Source organism: Dietzia psychralcaliphila (genome assembly GCF_003096095.1).
GTDB classification, from domain to species: Bacteria; Actinomycetota; Actinomycetes; order Mycobacteriales; family Mycobacteriaceae; genus Dietzia; species Dietzia psychralcaliphila.
In genome coordinates this window covers 3,484,246-3,500,573 of record NZ_CP015453.1, presented here as the reverse complement: position 1 = coordinate 3,500,573, position 16,328 = coordinate 3,484,246, and the positions used below count along the sequence as shown (strand labels likewise).

The 16,328-nt window shown below is 71.2% G+C and carries 17 protein-coding genes and 1 riboswitch; of the genes, 9 read left to right on the top strand and 8 right to left on the bottom strand.

Annotation, left to right across the window (positions count from 1 at the left end):
• Positions 1-173: 173 nt before the first annotated feature.
• The gene (locus A6048_RS16190) at positions 174-1,052 is read right to left on the bottom strand and encodes a P1 family peptidase (RefSeq protein WP_107746861.1); all 879 of its coding nucleotides are present in this window, start codon (positions 1,050-1,052) and stop codon (positions 174-176) included.
• Positions 1,053-1,105: 53 nt separating this feature from the next.
• Positions 1,106-2,377, bottom strand: a complete 1,272-nt coding sequence (locus tag A6048_RS16185; protein ID WP_107746860.1) for a L,D-transpeptidase — start codon at positions 2,375-2,377, stop codon at positions 1,106-1,108.
• A 305-nt stretch (positions 2,378-2,682) separates the two neighbouring features.
• On the opposite strand from A6048_RS16185, the gene A6048_RS16180 reads away from it, so the two are divergent.
• From A6048_RS16180 to A6048_RS16170, 3 genes are all read left to right on the top strand, one after another.
• The gene (locus tag A6048_RS16180; RefSeq protein WP_107746859.1) at positions 2,683-3,345 is read left to right on the top strand and encodes an NAD(P)H-binding protein; all 663 of its coding nucleotides are present in this window, start codon (positions 2,683-2,685) and stop codon (positions 3,343-3,345) included.
• Positions 3,346-3,427: 82 nt separating this feature from the next.
• On the top strand, positions 3,428-3,886 hold the full coding sequence (locus A6048_RS16175; protein ID WP_107746858.1) for a hypothetical protein: 459 nt from the start codon (positions 3,428-3,430) through the stop codon (positions 3,884-3,886).
• Between the two features lie 53 nt (positions 3,887-3,939).
• Positions 3,940-4,905 (top strand): NADPH:quinone oxidoreductase family protein, encoded by a 966-nt coding sequence (locus A6048_RS16170; protein ID WP_107746857.1) that lies wholly within the window; start codon positions 3,940-3,942, stop codon positions 4,903-4,905.
• Positions 4,906-5,091: 186 nt separating this feature from the next.
• Here A6048_RS16170 and A6048_RS16165 read toward each other — a convergent pair whose 3' ends face one another.
• A complete protein-coding gene (locus A6048_RS16165; RefSeq protein WP_107746856.1) occupies positions 5,092-6,918 on the bottom strand; it encodes an acyl-CoA dehydrogenase in 1,827 nt (608 codons plus the stop codon).
• A 109-nt stretch (positions 6,919-7,027) separates the two neighbouring features.
• A complete protein-coding gene (locus A6048_RS16160; RefSeq protein ID WP_107746855.1) occupies positions 7,028-8,188 on the bottom strand; it encodes a pyridoxal phosphate-dependent aminotransferase in 1,161 nt (386 codons plus the stop codon).
• Between the two features lie 45 nt (positions 8,189-8,233).
• Between A6048_RS16160 and A6048_RS16155 the strand changes: the two genes are divergently transcribed.
• Positions 8,234-8,695, top strand: a complete 462-nt coding sequence (locus tag A6048_RS16155) for a Rieske (2Fe-2S) protein (RefSeq protein ID WP_107747236.1) — start codon at positions 8,234-8,236, stop codon at positions 8,693-8,695.
• Positions 8,696-8,888: 193 nt separating this feature from the next.
• A riboswitch (FMN riboswitch) is annotated at positions 8,889-9,082 on the top strand.
• Between the two features lie 93 nt (positions 9,083-9,175).
• Entirely contained in the window at positions 9,176-9,895 is a 720-nt protein-coding gene (gene pnuC, locus A6048_RS16150) for a nicotinamide riboside transporter PnuC (protein WP_107746854.1), read from the top strand.
• An 81-nt stretch (positions 9,896-9,976) separates the two neighbouring features.
• Here the strand turns inward: pnuC and A6048_RS16145 are convergent, their stop codons facing one another.
• The 3 genes from A6048_RS16145 to A6048_RS16135 form a co-directional block, all read right to left on the bottom strand.
• Entirely contained in the window at positions 9,977-11,239 is a 1,263-nt protein-coding gene (locus A6048_RS16145) for an MFS transporter (protein ID WP_107747235.1), read from the bottom strand.
• Positions 11,240-11,388: 149 nt separating this feature from the next.
• Positions 11,389-12,000, bottom strand: a complete 612-nt coding sequence (locus A6048_RS16140) for a class I SAM-dependent methyltransferase (protein ID WP_107746853.1) — start codon at positions 11,998-12,000, stop codon at positions 11,389-11,391.
• Between the two features lie 92 nt (positions 12,001-12,092).
• Positions 12,093-12,764, bottom strand: coding sequence for a PIG-L family deacetylase (locus A6048_RS16135; protein WP_107747234.1), 672 nt, complete (start codon positions 12,762-12,764; stop codon positions 12,093-12,095).
• Positions 12,765-12,825: 61 nt separating this feature from the next.
• Here A6048_RS16135 and A6048_RS16130 point away from each other — a divergent pair, with 61 nt between their 5' ends.
• Complete coding sequence (locus A6048_RS16130) at positions 12,826-13,458, top strand: class I SAM-dependent methyltransferase (protein WP_107746852.1); 633 nt, start codon at positions 12,826-12,828, stop codon at positions 13,456-13,458.
• Here the strand turns inward: A6048_RS16130 and A6048_RS16125 are convergent.
• Positions 13,433-14,065 (bottom strand): hypothetical protein, encoded by a 633-nt coding sequence (locus A6048_RS16125; RefSeq protein ID WP_200837340.1) that lies wholly within the window; start codon positions 14,063-14,065, stop codon positions 13,433-13,435. The genes A6048_RS16130 and A6048_RS16125 overlap by 26 nt on opposite strands.
• 72 nt (positions 14,066-14,137) lie before the next feature.
• On the opposite strand from A6048_RS16125, the gene A6048_RS16120 reads away from it, so the two are divergent.
• The 3 genes from A6048_RS16120 (at position 14,138) to A6048_RS16110 (ending at position 16,320) form a co-directional block, all read left to right on the top strand.
• On the top strand, positions 14,138-14,581 hold the full coding sequence (locus A6048_RS16120; protein WP_107746851.1) for a BlaI/MecI/CopY family transcriptional regulator: 444 nt from the start codon (positions 14,138-14,140) through the stop codon (positions 14,579-14,581).
• Positions 14,581-15,480 carry a M56 family metallopeptidase gene (locus tag A6048_RS16115; RefSeq protein ID WP_107746850.1) on the top strand — a complete coding sequence of 300 codons (900 nt, stop codon included), beginning with the start codon at positions 14,581-14,583 and terminating at the stop codon, positions 15,478-15,480. The genes A6048_RS16120 and A6048_RS16115 overlap by 1 nt, the downstream gene beginning before the upstream one ends.
• Before the next feature lie 99 nt (positions 15,481-15,579).
• A complete protein-coding gene (locus tag A6048_RS16110; RefSeq protein WP_162845675.1) occupies positions 15,580-16,320 on the top strand; it encodes a DsbA family protein in 741 nt (246 codons plus the stop codon).
• Positions 16,321-16,328: the final 8 nt, after the last annotated feature.

The following is a 16,328-nucleotide window of genomic DNA, read 5'->3' as shown; positions in this document are numbered from 1 at the left end:
GCCGGTGCCCGGGGTGACTACCGATTGTCCCGCCCATCGCCGGAATTGTCGACTCGGGATCGGGAAAACGGCCTGCGGAGCGCACGATCCGATGAGATCGCGGGCACCATACGGCCACGATCGCGGGATCACACACTGCAGGATCACACAGTGCGGGATCACACAGTTCAGGATCACACAGTGGCAGAACGTATCGCCCGGGAGACGGCGTCGAGGGCCATCAGGCGGACGGTGTCGACGTCGGCGGCCACCTCTCCGGTGGCGACGGCGACGAAACCGTCACCGTCGTATCGGGTGTGCGGCGGCGTCAGTGCCCGGGAGAGGCCGTCGTGCGCGCCCTGGGCGACGACGTAACACCCGGTCTTGTCCAGTCTGGCGTTGGTCATGACGACCCCGATGGTCGTGTGGACCCGATCGGAGGCATAGTCGAACGGCGGGACCAGGTTGGCGACACAAGCGAGGTCGACCGCGGTGCCGCCCTGATCGACGTCCCCGTAGGCGTTCACCGCACACAACGCGCCCACGACCAGGTCGCCCACCGTGGACTCCGCGAACCGGATCCCGCCCGCCCGGATGTTCTCAGTTCCGCGCCACTGCGACGTGAATGCCCCGGTACCCGCGCCGACCTGCCCCACGTCGAACAGCGGGGTCGTCGCCGCGGCCGCGGCGGAGTATCCGTTGTCCGCAGTCGGGCGGACCTTCGAACTCCCGATCCCGAGGTCGAACAGTGCCAGGGTCGGGACGATCGGCACGCGCCCGCCGGGAGTGGGTACGCCCCGCCCGGCCTCCTCGAGGAACTGCATCACCCCCTCGGCGGCGGCCAGTCCGAAAGCTGATCCGCCGGTCAGGAGTACCGCGTCGATAGCGGTCACCGCCTTGTCGGGGGCGAGTGCGTCGAGGTCGCGGGTCGCCGGGGCGCCACCACGCACTTCGCGCGAGGCCACCGCTCCCTCGGGGAGCAGCACCACGGTGCACCCCGTCAGCGCTTCCGAATCCGTCCAGTGACCGACCGAGACGCCGGACAGGCGGGTGTGCAGTGAGCGGGGCTCCATCGCGCAAAATTAGCGCGCCGACCACCACGGGGGCAACGGTCTCGATCGGCCCCTCAGGCGCCGGCACCCCTCTGCCAGGTGCTCCACGGGACGGCCCAGTCGCCGTTCTGCCAGATCTCCTGTTCCGGCCCACCGGTGTTGCGGACCTCCACAATGTCGCCGGCCACGGCCTGGTCGAAGTACCAGGACGCGTCGTCCGGAGAGAGGTTGAGGCATCCGTGGGAGACGTTGGTGTTGCCCTGTGCCCACATCGACGAGGCGAGGGCATGGAAGTAGATGCCCTCGTTGGTGAGACGGACCCCGTGGTCGACGGTCACCTTGTACCCGACGTCCAGCGGCAGACCGTAGGTCGACGAGTCCATGACCACCGTGCTGGCCTTGTCGAGGACCGTGTAGGTGCCCCGTTGGGTCCAGAAGTGCATGGTCACGCCGTTGTAGGTCGCCCACCCGCCCTTGCCCATCGAGGTGGGCATGGTCTTGACAAGTTCCTGGTTGTGGAACACCGAGACGGTCTTGGTCTCGTCGTCCGCGATCGCCACGCGGCGGTCGCCGATCGTGAAGTCGACCTCCGTGCTCTCGCCGCCCCACTGACCCCCGCCGAGGTTCCTGCCCTCGGTGTCCAACTCCACCCGGACCCGGGTGCCGGTCGCGTAGTAGTCCTCGGGCCGCCAGTGAGCAGTGGCGTCGTCGACCCAGAACCAGTTGCCCTCCACTGAGGGCTCAGTGGTGACCGTCATGTGCTTCTCGACGGTGGTTCGGTCGGCGACGGGCTGGTCGAACTTGGCGGCCACGATGATGCCGACGCCGTATTCACGGTCCGACTCCAGGGCACCCCCGCCCGGGGTCACGAGAGTGGGCCTGAGGATGGTCTGAGGATTGGCCATGGTGAACGTGCGCGTGTCGGTCTTCGGCCCGCCGGTCGCACCCTGATAGGTGACCTCCAAGGTGTAGGTCCGCCCGTAGCCGAGGGTGACCGCCGGCTCCCACGAAGACGCGTCCTGCGACAGGTTCCCGTCGATCGTCTTGCCGGCGTCGTTGGTGAGTACCACTTCGGTGAGCGAGCCGTTCTCCACGAGGGCGCGGACTCCCTCCACCACGGCGACGTCCGTGGCGCCGTCCGTCGGGGTGACCCGGAGCGTCGCCGGAGCCGGAGCCGGAGCCTGCGCCTCAGACGTCTCGGTCGGGGTGGTCTCCCCGGCCGAACCGGTGGGGACGGGGATGGTGCATCCGGAGACGACGAGCAGGAGGGCGAGTAGTCCGGCGAGAAAAACGAGAGGGGCTAACGCTACCGAGCGCGTGGTGGACCCGAACCGGGACAAGGACATGCGTGACTCCGAGGCAGAACAGAGGGTTTATCGGTGAACACCGGCTTATGCGCACATGATGCACGCGGCGTCCGACATGACGCGAACCCACACGGGCGCACACGGCGTGTCGTTGTGGAGTTGTGACCGTATCGAGAGGGGCAGCCCTCGGGGTGTGATCTGGATCGCAGGGCGCAGGGCGCAGGGCGCAGGGCGCAGGGCGCAGGACTCCGGGCGCCGGGGCCCGGGGGCGGGGGCACGGGCAGTGGACGGGGCCGCGACATTCCGAGGCGCGCGGGACGGGCCGGAGGAGTACAACGGATGCTATGAGTATCGAACGTCCAGTGACCATCATCGGCGGCCATGGCAAGGTCGCTCTCCGCGCCGCCCGGATCCTGTCGGAGGCGGGGGCCCAGGTGAACTCGGTCATCCGGAACCCGGACCAGGCCGACGACATCCGGGAGGCGGGTGCGAGTCCCGTGGTCGCGGACGTCGAGAAACTCGATGTGGAGGGCCTGCGTGAGGTGCTGCGCGGCAGTGGCTCCGTGGTGTGGGCCGCCGGAGCGGGTGGCGGCAGTGCCGACCGCACCTATGCGGTCGACCGCGATGCGGCGATCCGGACCATGGACGCGTCCGTCGAGGAGGGTGTCGAGCGGTTCGTAATGATCTCCTATGACGGAGCCGGGCCGGACCACGGGGTGCCCGAGGACAACTCGTTCTACCCGTACGCACAGGCCAAGGCCGCCGCGGACGCGCACCTGCGGGACTCGGACCTGCAGTGGACCATCCTCGGTCCGGGGATGCTCACCGACGATGCGGGCGGGGAGTCGATCGGCGTGGGCGCAGACAAGCGCGAGGACCGCGCCACGAGCCGGGACGTCGTGGCCGCCGTCACGGCGGCGGTACTGCGCAGGCCGGACACCGTGGGTCGCACCATCGAGTTCTCCGACGGCGAGACCCCCATCGGTGAGGCGCTGACCAGGGAGTGAACCGCAGGTGACCCCGAGAGGGTAGGGCGGCCCCGAGGTGGGCGGAGCCCCGAGTCGGGGGTCGCACGGCTATCCTCGACGGGTGCGGATCCTTGTGGGCGGCTCGTGGATCACAGTGTCCTGCGCTCTTCTCACCGCCTTGTGGAGCGTTCCGCAGTTCCTCGCCACCGGGACCGTCACGCTGAGCTCGCACCCGTTGTTCGTGATCCTGTTCCTTTTCCCGGCTCAGATCGGGGTGCCGGTGTGCCTGCTCGTGGCCCTGAACTCGGTGCTGCTGCTCTCCCGGGGCCGCCTCGTCACCGGCCCTCGCCGGTTCCTGGCCGGGGGGCAGATCCTCACGGTTGCCCTGCTGGCCATCTGCGCGTTGCTCCTGGTCCTGCCCACCACCTTCGGGCGGGAGTTCATCGTGATGGCGCTGGCCTACCAAGTGGGACAGGTCGTGGTGGCCGTGGGGCTCGCACTCCACCTCCTCCGCCGCCGGAGGTTCCGTGGCCGCCCGGAGACAGCCGATCCGAGACCGCCGGTGCGACCTGACCCGTGATCCGGTCGGCCGTGTCCCGGCGAGGCGCGCGACCGGGCTGACACTATGGGGCCATGCGTGCCATCCACATCTCATCCCATGACGGACCCGCGGCCCTCGAGGTGGTGGACCTCCCCGAGCCGGAGCCGGGTGCGGTCCTCATCGACGTCCACGCCTCGGGTGTGACCTTCCCCGAGGTGCTCCAGACCCGCGGGAAGTACCAGATCTCGCCCCCGTTGCCGTTCGTTCCCGGGTCAGAGGTCGCGGGCGTAGTGCGCTCCGCCCCCGAGGGTTCGGGCTTCACCGCCGGCGATCGTGTCTGCGCCTTCCCGGGACTTGGCGGATTCGCGGAGGTGGTCTCCACCGACCCCGCGCAGGTGTTCCGGCTGCCCGACTCGATGACCTTCGCCCAGGGCGCGTCGATCCCGATGAACGTCCTCACCGTGCACTTCGCGCTGGCCCACCGGGGTCGACTGCAGCCCGGGGAGACGGTCCTCGTGCACGGTGCGGGCGGCGGCATCGGGATCGCCGCCACCCAGTTCGCCACCGCGCTGGGGGCCCGCGTCATCGCGGTCGCCTCCACCGAAGAGAAGCGGGACCTGGCGCTGAAGGCCGGCGCGTCCGACGCCATCGCGCCGGAGGGCTTCAAGGACGCGGTGAAGGAGCTCACCGGCGGGAAGGGGGTCGACATCGTCGTCGACCCCGTGGGCGGTGACCGGTTCACCGATTCAATCCGTTCCCTCGGCCAGGAGGGGCGGATCCTCGTGATCGGCTTCACCGCCGGCGAGATCCCCACGGTCAAGGTCAACCGCCTGTTGCTGGGCAACAAGAGCGCCATCGGCGTGGGTTGGGGCGAATACTGGATGAGCAATCCTGGTTACCTGCAGAAGCAGTGGGCCGAGGTGGAGCCGCTGCTGGCCGCAGGCAAGCTCGACCCGCTCGTCGGTACCGAGATCCCGCTTGAGAAGGCCTCCGAGGCGCTCGATCTCATGGACGGTCGCGGTGCCGTGGGCAAGATCGTCCTCACCCACGGCCGCTGACCCCGGCTGCCGGCCGCTGACCCCGGCCGAACCGGAGGACACCTGCCCCGGTTGGCGGACACCCATCCCGGGTTGGCGGACACCACGCGGAGTGTCGCGGTGAGATCCGCGATTCCTGCCCGCCAACCGGGTGGTGATGTCCGCCAACCGGGGAGGAAGCCTGGACGCCGACGCGGCGGCTCCGATCTAGAAGGCGCCCTCGGGCATCCGCATGACGTCCAACTCCAGGGCCTCGATGGTGGCGCGGGCGGCGCCGACCTGCGGTAGGTGCGCTCGCGCGAAGTGGCCGGCCACGACGATCTTGCCGGTGTAGAAATCGTGGTCGCCGCCGGTGGCCCCGGGCAGTTTCTCCGCCGCCACCAGTGCCTCGCGCAGCAGCATCCACCCCACCATGAGGTCGCCGACGGCCATGAGCAGCGGCACCGCGCCGAGCCCGATCAAGTACAGCGACTCCGGATCCTCCTGCGCCGACATGAGGTGCCCGGTCAGGGTGCCGACCATGGACTCGACGTCCGCGAGGGCGGTTGCCACGGCCGTGCGCACGGTCTCGAGCTCGGCGGGTCCGGCCTCGTCGACCGTCCGGTGGATCTGCGCGGCGAGGTGGCCGAGCGCGGTTCCGCCGTCGCGGATGATCTTGCGGAAGAAGAAGTCCTGGGCCTGGATCGCGGTGGTGCCCTCGTACAGGGAGTCGATCTTGGCATCGCGGATGTACTGCTCGAGGGGGTAGTCCCTGAGGTAGCCGGAGCCGCCGAAACACTGCAGCGACTCCGCCAGGCACTGGTAGGACCGCTCGGATCCCACGCCCTTGACGATCGGCAGCAACAGGTCGTTGACGGTGTGCGCCAGTTCCGGCCCGGCACCCGAGACGACCTCGGCTGCGACGACGTCCTGGTGGGCGGCCGCGTAGAGGTACACCGCGCGGAGTCCCTCCGCGTACGCCTTCTGCGTGAGCAGGGACCGCCGCACGTCGGGGTGGTGGATGACGGTGACCTTCCCGGCGTCGGGCTTGCCGGCGTCGGCCATGTCGTTGCCCTGCACGCGATCCCGCGCGAAGTCGAGCGCGTTGAGGTACCCGGTGGACAGTGTGGAGATCGCCTTGGTCCCCACCATCATCCGCGCGGCCTCGATGGTCTTGAACATCTGCTTGATGCCCTGGTGGGAGTCACCTGCGAGGTACCCGACCGCCGGCCGGTCGTGTGCACCGAACGACACCTCGCACGTCGCGGAGGCGGTCAGCCCCATCTTCTTCTCGATCCCGGTCACGTAGACGCCGTTGCGCTCGCCGGGCGCCGCGGTCTCGGGGTCCGGCAGGTACTTGGGGACCAGGAAGTAGCTCAGGCCCTTGGTGCCGGGGCCCGCGCCCTCTGGCCGGGCGAGCACCTGGTGCCAGATGTTCTCGAAGAGGTCCCCGGTGTCGGCGCCGGTGATGAACCGCTTGGCCCCCTCGATGTGCCAGGTGCCGTCGGGTTGCTCGATCGCCTTGGCGCGAACGGCACCCACGTCCGAGCCCACCTCGGCCTCGGTGAGCATCATGGACGAGCCGTGGTTGCGGTCGATGACCCTGGCGGCCCACTTCTGCTGCTGTTCGTTGCCGATGGTGTGCATGATCTCGGCGAACAGTGGGCCGGAGAGGTACATGAAGATCGACGGGTTGGCCCCCAGTAGGAACTCCGTGATCGCCCAGGTGACCATGCGTGGGGCCGCGACGCCGCCGACGGCGGGGTCCACGCCGACCAGGCCCCAGCCCGCCTCCTGCCACGCGCGGACCGAGGCCACGTACTCCGGCGGGAGCGTGACCTCGTGGGTCTCGGGGTCGAACGTCGGCGGGTTCCGGTCGGCGACGGAGAACGAGGCGGCGACGGGCCCCTCCGCGAGGGCGGCGGCCTCCCGCAGCATCGTGCGGACCGTCTCGCCGTCGAGCTCGGTGTCGTCTCGCTCCAGGATCTCGTCCAGCCCGAACACCTCGAACAGGACGAACTCCAGGTCGCGCGGGTTGCTGCGGTAGTGGGACACTCGGGTACTCCTCGTCGGCGGACGGGCGCACCGACCGGCGCGTCAGGGACCCACCGTAGAGCCTGGCAGGCACTCGCGCGAGTCCGTCCGGAGCGCGCTCCGGAAACGGTCAGTTCGCGAGCGCTCGGAGCCTGAGCCCGGCTTCCTCGAGGACCCCGGGCCGCTTGCAGAACGCGAACCGCACCAGGTGCGACCACTCGTCGGAGTAGGAGTCGGTGAACGGCGCGAACGGTACCGCCGCCACGCCGATCCGTTCGGGCAACTCCAGACACCAGGACGCGGCGTCGGTGACGCCGAGGGGTCGCGGATCCGCGGTGAGGAAGTAGGTCCCCTGGGTGACGGCGAGGTCCAGCCCGACGCCGGTGAGGATGTCCACCAACTGATCCCGCCGGTCCTGCATCCCGTCCCGGAGCGTCCGGATCCACTCGCCCTCGTGGCTCAAGGCGTGCGCGACGCCCAGCTGCAGCGGCGTGCCGGCGGTGTAGCTCATGTACTGCTTGGCGGCCCGCACGCCCGCGACCAGCTCGGCTGGCCCTGTCACCCAGCCGATCTTCCAGCCGGTGCAGTTGAGCATCTTGCCGGCGCTCGAGATCCGCAGGGTCCGCTCGGCCATCCCCGGCAGCGTGGCGATCGAGACGTGTTCGTTGTGGTCGTAGGTCAGGTGCTCGTACACCTCGTCGGAGATCGCGATCGCGTCGAACTCGTGGCACAGCGCCGCGATCTGCGCGAGGTCCTCCCGCGGCAGTACCGCCCCGGTGGGGTTGTGCGGGGTGTTGACCAGCACGGCACGCGTCCGCGGGGAGAAGGCCGCCCGCAGGGAGTCCACATCGAGGCGGAAATGGTCCCCCGAGCGGACCATCCTCGCGGCGCGACGGGTGGCCCCGGCCATCGCGACGGTGGCGGCGTAGGAGTCGTAGTACGGTTCGATCACGACCACCTCGTCGTCGGGCTCCACCAGTCCCACCACCGCACCGGCGATCGCCTCGGTGGCCCCGACGGTCACCAGTACCTCGGTGTCCGGATCGTGGACCAGTCCGGTGTGCTCGGTCTCGTGGGCGACTATCGCGTGACGCAGCTCGGGCACCCCCGTCCCGGGTGGGTACTGGTTGTGGCCCTCCCGCATTGCGCGCACGGCGGCCTCGATCATCGACGCCGGGCCGTCGGTGTCAGGGAAGCCCTGTCCCAGGTTGACGGCCCCGACGCGTGCCGCGAGTTGGGTGACCTCGGAGAAGATCGTCGTGGCGTGGGGCTCGAGGCGGCGGACGGTCATGCTGGCAGCCTAGGTCGGCCGCCGGCGCCGGATACGATGTACTCCATGACCGAGCACCCCGCCGCCGCATCCATCACGGTCGGACCGTGCACCCAGCGTCGCACGGTCCTGGCCGCCCTGCCCGGGATCATCCTGCTGCCGGGTATCGCCTCGGCGTGCGGGATGACCGAGCCCGCCCAGCCGCCGTCCACCGTGCAGCAGACCACCGAGGTTCAGGCCACCACGATCCCCGCCGCGGATGTGCCCGTCGGCACCGCCACGCAGGTCAAGTCGGGTGACTCGACCGTGATCGTCGCGCAGCCCACCGAGGGCGAGTTCGTCGCCTACTCGGCCCGCTGTACCCACCAGGGTGGGACCGTCCAGGTGGTCCGTGACCTGCACCTGCGGTGCCCGCTCCACGGTGCCGAGTACGACGCCACCGACGGCAGCAACACCCTCGCCCCGGCCCCGCGTCCGCTCGACGTGGTCCCGGTGACCGAGGCGAACGGCCAGCTGACGATCGGCTGACCCGCGGCGCTGTCACGGGGGCGCCAGCACCCGCCTCTCGTCGAGAAGAGCGTTCCGCGCCCATCGGCCGAGTGAGAATGCGTGAAACGCTCTTCTCGATGGTGTACTTCTCGCCGACGGGCTGACGCAGTGACTCCGCGGTGACCCGAGGTGCGGGAGTTGCGGCGCCGCCCCTGCCCGGAGTAGAACAGGAACACGTTCTCAGGGCGGGGTGGAACTCCCCACCGGCGGTGATGTCACCGGTCCCATGACCGGCGACGAGCCCGCGAGCGCCCCGCACACGCGGCGGGCCGGACACCTACTCCGGCCCCACCGCACGCGCGGGGGTCAGCAGACCCGGTGTGATCCCGGGGCCGACGGTCATAGTCCGGATGGAAGAGAACAACGCGTTGCCGCGCGTCCCCGGCCCCGCCGTGGACCTGTGGGCGACGTGGCTCAAGCCCTGGGCCGTCTGTGTAGAGCCCGTGAAAGGGGCACACGATGAGCCTTCTCGTGTCATTCCTCGACGCTCAGTTGTTGATCGGCGGAGTCCCGATCCTGTGGCGCGAGATCGTCGGCAACGTCTTCGGCCTGGCCGCCGCGATCGGCGGGATGCGCCGTGTGGTGTGGGCGTGGCCGGTGGGGATCGTCGGCAACCTGACGCTGCTCACCGTCTTCCTCGGCGGCGTCTTCCACACCCCGCAGGACGTGGACCTCTACGGACAGGCCGGCAGGCAGGTCATGTTCCTCGCGGTGGGACTCTACGGCTGGTGGCGCTGGTCGCGGGACAAGCGGATCAATGCGGCGCTGCCCGCGCAGGAGGGGGTCGGAGCGGTTGCGGTCCGTCCACACTGGGCCACGGGAAGGCAGCGGGCGGGCCTCGTCGTCGGGATGCTCGTGGGCACCGTGGTCTTCGGCTGGATCTTCTCCCAACTGGGTTCGTGGGGCCCGTGGGCTGACGCGTGGATCTTCACCGGGTCGATCCTGGCCACCTACGGCATGGCCCGAGGGTGGACGGAGTTCTGGCTGCTGTGGATCGCGGTGGACATCGTGGGCGTGCCGCTGCTGCTCAAGGCGGGGTACTACCCGTCGGCGGTGCTGTACCTGGTGTACGCGGTGTTCGTCATCTGGGGCTTCGTGGTGTGGTGGCGTGTCGACCTGGCCGAGCGGGTGGGGGAGTCGTCCCCCGGGCATCGGTCGGAGCAACCGACGGTCGTCTGACGCCCCCGGCCGGTCCGGGCCTGTGCTGAGCGCTGCCCGTTCGCCGAGCGTGCGGCGGGGAGGCCGCGATGACTACGAGAGTCAGCCGGCGGTGACCTGGGCGGACTCCGCCACAGACCCCGCCGCAGACCCCGCCGCACGTCGGGGCCGCACCGCGGCCACCACGATCAGCGACAACGCCGCGAGCGCGAAGCCGAGACCGCGGAAATCGATCCACGCGAACACCAGGCCCGAGACCAGGCCGCCCGCAGCCCCGGCGAGCGCCACGGCCACATCGGCCTGTCCCTGGACTGTGGCGCGGACCGAGGTCGGCACGGACGTGGTGAGCACGGTCGTGCCGGCCACCAGGCCCAGGCTCCAGCCCAGCCCCAGCAGGATCAGCGCGAGGGAGACCAGCACCGTCGACTGCGGCGGTGAGACCGCGGCGAGCACGCCCGAGGTCAACAGCACCAGGCCCGCCGAGACGGCGACGAGGCGGGTGCCGAACTTGTCCACCAGGTAACCGGACAGCGGCGCGGGCAGGAACATCGCGGCCACGTGCAGGGAGATCACCAGCCCCACCACGGTCACCGCGTGATCGTGCGCGCGCATGTGGACCGGGGTCATGGTCATGAGCCCGACCATCACGAACTGCGTCAGCGCCATCACGGCGACACCCGTGATCACGTCGCCGGTCCAGATTCGCGCGGGCACCGGGAAGGGGACGTCGGTGGACCCTGTGGACGACGACGACGAGGCCGCCGCCGCGTCCAGTGCCGCGGCCTCCCGCCGCCGCGCCTCGAGCAGGGGATCGGGCCGCAGCAGCAGGGAGATGACGAGCGCCGCGCCGCCGTAGGCCACCGCGGCGAGGAGGAAGGGGCCGGTCAGCGGGGTCAGGCCCAGTGACTCGGCGACGGCGCCCGTCGGACCGACGAGGTTGGGCCCGGCGACGGCCCCCGCGGTGGTGCCGAGCAGCACGTACGAGAGTGCGCGGCCGCGGCGCTCGGGGGTGGCCAGGTCGGCGCCGGCGTAGCGGGCCTGCAGGTTGGTGGCGGTGCCCGAGCCGTAGACCACGAACGCGGCGAACAGCAGTGGTAGCGACTCCATGGCCGTCGCCAACACGATCCCGACAGCCCCGAGAGCGCCGAACGCGAACCCGGTGGCCAGTCCGGGCCGCCGGCCCCTCGCCTGGGAGAGTTTGCCCACCAGGATGGCGGCCAGCGCGGAACCGCCGGTGAACAACGCCGACGGCAGGCCGGACAGGCCCGGGCCGCCGAGCAGGTCCTCGGCGAGCAGCGCGCCCACGGTCACACCGGCGGCCAGGCCAGCACCCGCCAGCAGCTGGCCCAGCACCAGGACGGTCAGGACCCGTCGCTGTGCCCGCTCGTAGTCCTGTTCAGTGTTCGCACCGGGGTTCGCGCCCGTGCCCGAAGTGCCCGGCGTGCCCGGCGTGGCCGACGTGGCTGGCGTGCCCGAAGTGCCCGACGTGCCCGCGGTGGCCCCGCGCTCCCGGTTCACCTGTCGACCCAGGACCTGGCGTGCAGGAGCACGTCGATCGCGGTCGCTTTCCCCGCCGGCCGTAGGTCGTGGCGCAGCGAGACCACCTCGAGGCCCGCCACGCCGCCTGCCAGGTCGGCGATCCCGGGCAGCACGGTCGGGTCCTGCGGGCCACCGACGCCGCGCCGCAGGTTCTCGGCGGCGTGTCCGAGGTACACCAGGTGCCCGCCGGGTCGCAGCCATCCACCGGCGTTGCGCAGGACACGGGTGAGGCTCTCCATCTCGAGGTGGAGGAAACCGATGACGACGAGGTCCACGGACTCCTCCGGTGACCAGGTGGTGGCGTCGCCGACCACCCAGTCGACGCTGCCGCTGCGACCGTCGTCGGAGTCCTTGGCGCGGGCCTGCTCGATAGCGACCTCGGAGAAGTCGACCGCCGAGACCTGCCACCCGTGTGCGGCCAGCCACCGTGCGTGCCTGCCGTCGCCGCAGGCCAGGTCGACGGCGGTGTCCACGGGCAGGCCGGAGTCCTCGGCGCCGGTGACCTCAGCGACGATCCGTGCGGCGGGGGTGGTGCCCCACACGTCGGGCTGGGCGAGATAGCGGGCGTTCCAGTCGGAGGCGTCCACGGGCGGTGGTCCTTTCGGTACTGCGTTTCGTTGGTGCTGCGTCTAGTTGGTGCTGCACCCGGGTGTTCTCGGGGCGGCGGGGCGGCACGAACTCACGGACGTCGGAGCCACCGCAGGTGTTCGGTGTCGCCCTGCAGCTCCAGTCTCCTCCACAGGACGCTGCCCGGCACGGCCTGGCTGGGGTGGCACTCCACGGCGGCCAGTTGCGCGGTGCGGTCGACGGTCAGCGCCAGGTCGATCTCTCCGGCGGGTCGCCCGAGGAACCCGGCGTACCCCTCACCCGCGAGCGCCCCGCAGATCTCTTCCGGGAGGGTCCATGCCACTACCGGCAGCCCATGGCGTTCTCCCGCCCGGACGGCGGCCGCGGTGGCCGCCACGTGGTCGGGGTGGCCGCTGATCCCGGTGGAGTCAAAGACGACGAGCCCGTCGGGGTGGGCCCGCCCCATCGCGTGCTCGACCTCGTCGTCGAGCACCGCCGGGTCGAGGGCCGACAGGCCCCCGTCGGGGAGGTCGCGCAGCGTGACCCCCCGTGCGCCGAGCGCGTCGGCGGCGGCTCGTAGTTCGAGCTCGCGAATCTGCGACAGGTCGCCCTCGACGCCGTGGAGGGTCGAGGCCTCGCCCCTGGTCAGGCAGAGGACGTCCACGGCCGCGCCTACGGCGGCGAAGGCCGAGAGCACGGCGCCGAGCCCGAACGACTCGTCGTCCGGGTGGGCGACCACGGCCAGAACTGAATCCCACGGTGGAAGTCCGGTCGTCTCGGTCATCGCCGCGTTCCTCTCCTCGAGCGGTTCCGGAAGGAATGGATACCCGGTACCGTATCGCCTCATGGGTGCTCCTCGCGAACGGACGGACGTCTCGCTCTTCGCGCGGGTCTGGGTGGCGGCCGGTCCCGTGCTCGAACGGGTCGGGCTGGCCCGTGCCCGGGGCCGGTTGGTGGCGGGATTGTCGGGCACTGTTGTGGAGGTGGGCGCGGGCAGCGGCGTGACCTTCGAGCACTACCCGCCGGAGGTCAGGAGAGTGGTGGCGATCGAGCCGGATCCGCATCTCCGTGCCCACGCCCGGCGGTACGCGGCCCGCGCGGCGGTCCCGGTCGAGGTGCTGGACTCGGTGGCGGAGGCGCTGCCGCTCGCGGATGGCGAGGCCGACGCCGTCGTCTTTGGGTTGGTCCTGTGCACGGTCCCCGACGTGCCCGCCGCGCTGGCCGAGGCCCGGCGGGTGCTGGCGCCGGAGGGCGAGCTGCGGTTGATGGAGCACGTGCGGGCCGACGGCAGGTTGGGTCGCGTTGCCGATCGGCTCTCCCCGGTGTGGAGCCGGCTCGGTGGGGGATGTCGCCCGAACCGGGACACCCGTCAGAGCCTGGTCGAGGCCGGGTTTGACGTCTCCGGGCTCAGGACCCGACCGTTCCCGCCGGTGCTACCGTTGACCCCGATGCTCAGCGGTTCGGCGCGGCGTCGGTAGCCGGACGCGCGGCCCCCGCCTCCAGCGGGCCGACGTCGCCAGTGGGGACTGAACACGCCCCGTCCACACGCGTCCCGTCCCCGCACGCCCCGTCCCCACAGGGACGGGCCCGCCACCGGTAGACCACGGCACCGGCCAGCAGGATCAGTGACACGGCCGCGAGCCACGGCTGGAGCGGGGCCCACACCCCGAGCGCGCCGGTGGTCCCCAGCAGGAGCAACACGATCTTGTTGCACACGGGGCACGCCACCGCGAACCACGCAGTGAAGACGCCGACCGTGACGAGTGCGGGGCGTTCGGACCGGTCGCTGCCGACACGGGACGCGGTGCCCGACTCGCGCGCGGACCTGATGCCGAACCACGCCGCCGTGAGCAGCACCGTCGCGGCGAGCACCGGGTACTCCCACCAGCGCACCGGTATCTCCCGGCCGAACAGCGGGTTGGGCAGGATGTCCGTGGGGATGCCGATCAGCAGTAGGGTCCCCACGGCGGCGACCGCTGAGCGGACCGGCGCGAACACAGCGGGGTCGGTGGGCGCCGAGGGGCCGCTCGGTGTGGGGCCGGTCGAATCGGGGTCGGTCGGTGCGGCGGGTGGAGGGGCGCTCATGCCACCATGGTCACCATACCGGCGGGGTATCCGCCACCCGCCCTGGACAATCGACACGGAGGGGGCCGTCCGATGGCTCGCACGCTGCCCGGGCTCGGCGAGCTCGAGACCGCGGTCCTCGAGTTGCTGTGGGACGAGTGTGCGGCAGGCACGGGCGATGCGGTCGACGCAGGTGCTGCGGACCGCTCGGACGACCTGTCCGTCCGGCAGGTGACCGACCTGCTGTCGCGGACCCGGCCATTGGCCTACACGACGGTGATGACGGTCCTGGCGCATCTCTACGACAAGGGTGCGGTGTCCCGCGAGAAGGTGGGTCGGGGATACCGCTACCGGCCGGCGCGCAGTCGCGAGGACTTCGGTGCCGACGCACTCGGCGAGTTGCTCCGGGGGAGCGGGGACGCCGAGAAGCTCCTGCTGCACTTCGCCACCCGCGAGGGGGGCGGGCTCGACCCGGAGGAGGCGAGCGTGCTGCGCAGGATCACCGCCCGACTGCGGCGCGACGGGGCCGGCGCCTGATGGGGGTCGGGTTGCTGGTGGCCGCACTGGTGGTGGGGGCCGGCGGGCCGGCTTACCTGCGCCGTGCGGTGGACGCGGCTGCGAGGCCGGCCGTTGCACTGGGCGCCTGGATCGGCACCGGCGTCGTCTTTCTCGCGATGCTGGTCGCCGCCCCGGTCGTGATGCACGTGCAACCGCTCAGGGGGTTCGCCCCCACCGCCGCCGCGGTCACCGCGTGCGCGGCGGTGTTCGACCCGGCGGTCGGCGGGGGCTGGCCGGCCGCCACGCGCGGCGTCGCCGTGGCCCTGGCGCTGGCCGGGGTGTTCTCGGCGGTGGCTGTGGTCGGGGCGGCGTTGTCCCGGGCCCGGCGCTCGGCCCGGGAGCACGCCGGTGTGCTGAGTTCGCTCGTCGAGGCCACCGGCCACGTGGAGGGGGTCCGGGTGTGGTGGATCGCCGACGATGAACCCGTGGCGTACGCGCTGCCCGGGGTCTGGTCGACGGGGACGGTCGTCGCCTCCACCGCGCTGTGGGACCTGACCGAGGAACGCCGCCGGGTGGTCCTCTCGCACGAGGTCGCCCACCTCAGGGGGCGGCACCATATCGCGGTCACCGCCGCGGTTGCTCTGCGGGCCGCGTTCGCGCCCGTGCCCCTGCTCCGGCGGGCCGCCGCCGAGGTGTGCGTACTCGTCGAGTTGGTCGCGGACCGCCGCGCGGGGCGCGGCGTCGGTGGACCCGCGGCCGTGCGTGGCGCTCTCGCCGAGTTGGGCGCCCCGGCCGGTCGGGTGGCCGCCTCGGCGTTGGGGCGCGCGACGGCCCGGGATTCCGCGGTCGCCCTGGTGCACGCCGTCTCGCCGGCGGTGACGGTCGCCGCGGTCGCGACGGCCGCGGTCCTCGCGTGGTGTTCGATGCTGGCCGGTTGACACCGCCACACCGCCACACCGGTCTACTATGTAACGTAGTAGATACGGTCCCGTTCGCGGGCCGGTCCACGTCTTCGATCAGCCCGCAGGAGCCCTCCCGTGTCCCGTCGTCCGAGTGTCCCGGTCATCGCGTTGTCCGTCGTGGTGACTCTGCTCATCGTCCTGGTCGTCATCCTCCTCGCCCGGGATGTGACCGGCGGCGATCAGCCCGCGGCCGGGTCCGCCACCGGCTCCGCGGCGGTGTCCGACGAGCGTCAGACCAGTCCCCAGCAGGCCCCCGGACCGGAGTCCATGGAAGGCATCGCGCGATTCGAGGAGGGGGACCCGATGGCGATGGGCTCGGTGGACGCTCGGGTCGTGATGACCGTGTATTCGGACTTCCGCTGCCCGTTCTGCGCGAAGTTCTCCCGCGAGGTGGAACCGGCGCTGATCGAGGAGTATGTCGACGGCGGCGATCTGCGGATCGAGTGGGTTGACCTACCGATCTTCGGGGAAGAGTCGATGATGGCCGCCCGGGCCGGGCGCGCCGCCGCGGACCAGGGCAGGTTCTGGGAGTTCACCGAGGTCGTGTTCGCCGACGCCCCCGACCGTGGTCATCCGGATCTCGGAGAGGAGGAGTTGGTGGGCTACGCCGCCGAGGCCGGGGTCCCCGACCTCGAACGTTTCCGCGCGGACATGACCGGCGCAGCGTACGACGAGGCCATCCGAGCGGACTACCAGGCGGCCACCGCGCTGGGTGCGACCTCCACGCCGACATTCCTCATCAACGGGACGGGGATCGTCGGCGCCCGCTCCGTCGAGACGTTCCGCACTGTCATCGACAACTCGCTGGACGGGTGAGTGGGCGC

What these genes read in the sequence shown, in the direction of transcription:
- A6048_RS16190 (WP_107746861.1), bottom strand. Translation starts at nt 1,052, where the DNA reads ATGGAGCCCCGCTCACTGCACACCCGCCTGTCCGGCGTCTCGGTCGGT.
- A6048_RS16185 (WP_107746860.1), bottom strand. Translation starts at nt 2,377, where the DNA reads ATGTCCTTGTCCCGGTTCGGGTCCACCACGCGCTCGGTAGCGTTAGCC.
- A6048_RS16180 (WP_107746859.1), top strand. Translation starts at nt 2,683, where the DNA reads ATGAGTATCGAACGTCCAGTGACCATCATCGGCGGCCATGGCAAGGTC.
- A6048_RS16170 (WP_107746857.1), top strand. Translation starts at nt 3,940, where the DNA reads ATGCGTGCCATCCACATCTCATCCCATGACGGACCCGCGGCCCTCGAG.
- A6048_RS16160 (WP_107746855.1), bottom strand. Translation starts at nt 8,188, where the DNA reads ATGACCGTCCGCCGCCTCGAGCCCCACGCCACGACGATCTTCTCCGAG.
- A6048_RS16155 (WP_107747236.1), top strand. Translation starts at nt 8,234, where the DNA reads ATGACCGAGCACCCCGCCGCCGCATCCATCACGGTCGGACCGTGCACC.
- pnuC (WP_107746854.1), top strand. Translation starts at nt 9,176, where the DNA reads ATGAGCCTTCTCGTGTCATTCCTCGACGCTCAGTTGTTGATCGGCGGA.
- A6048_RS16135 (WP_107747234.1), bottom strand. Translation starts at nt 12,764, where the DNA reads ATGACCGAGACGACCGGACTTCCACCGTGGGATTCAGTTCTGGCCGTG.
- A6048_RS16130 (WP_107746852.1), top strand. Translation starts at nt 12,826, where the DNA reads ATGGGTGCTCCTCGCGAACGGACGGACGTCTCGCTCTTCGCGCGGGTC.
- A6048_RS16125 (WP_200837340.1), bottom strand. Translation starts at nt 14,065, where the DNA reads ATGAGCGCCCCTCCACCCGCCGCACCGACCGACCCCGATTCGACCGGC.
- A6048_RS16120 (WP_107746851.1), top strand. Translation starts at nt 14,138, where the DNA reads ATGGCTCGCACGCTGCCCGGGCTCGGCGAGCTCGAGACCGCGGTCCTC.
- A6048_RS16115 (WP_107746850.1), top strand. Translation starts at nt 14,581, where the DNA reads ATGGGGGTCGGGTTGCTGGTGGCCGCACTGGTGGTGGGGGCCGGCGGG.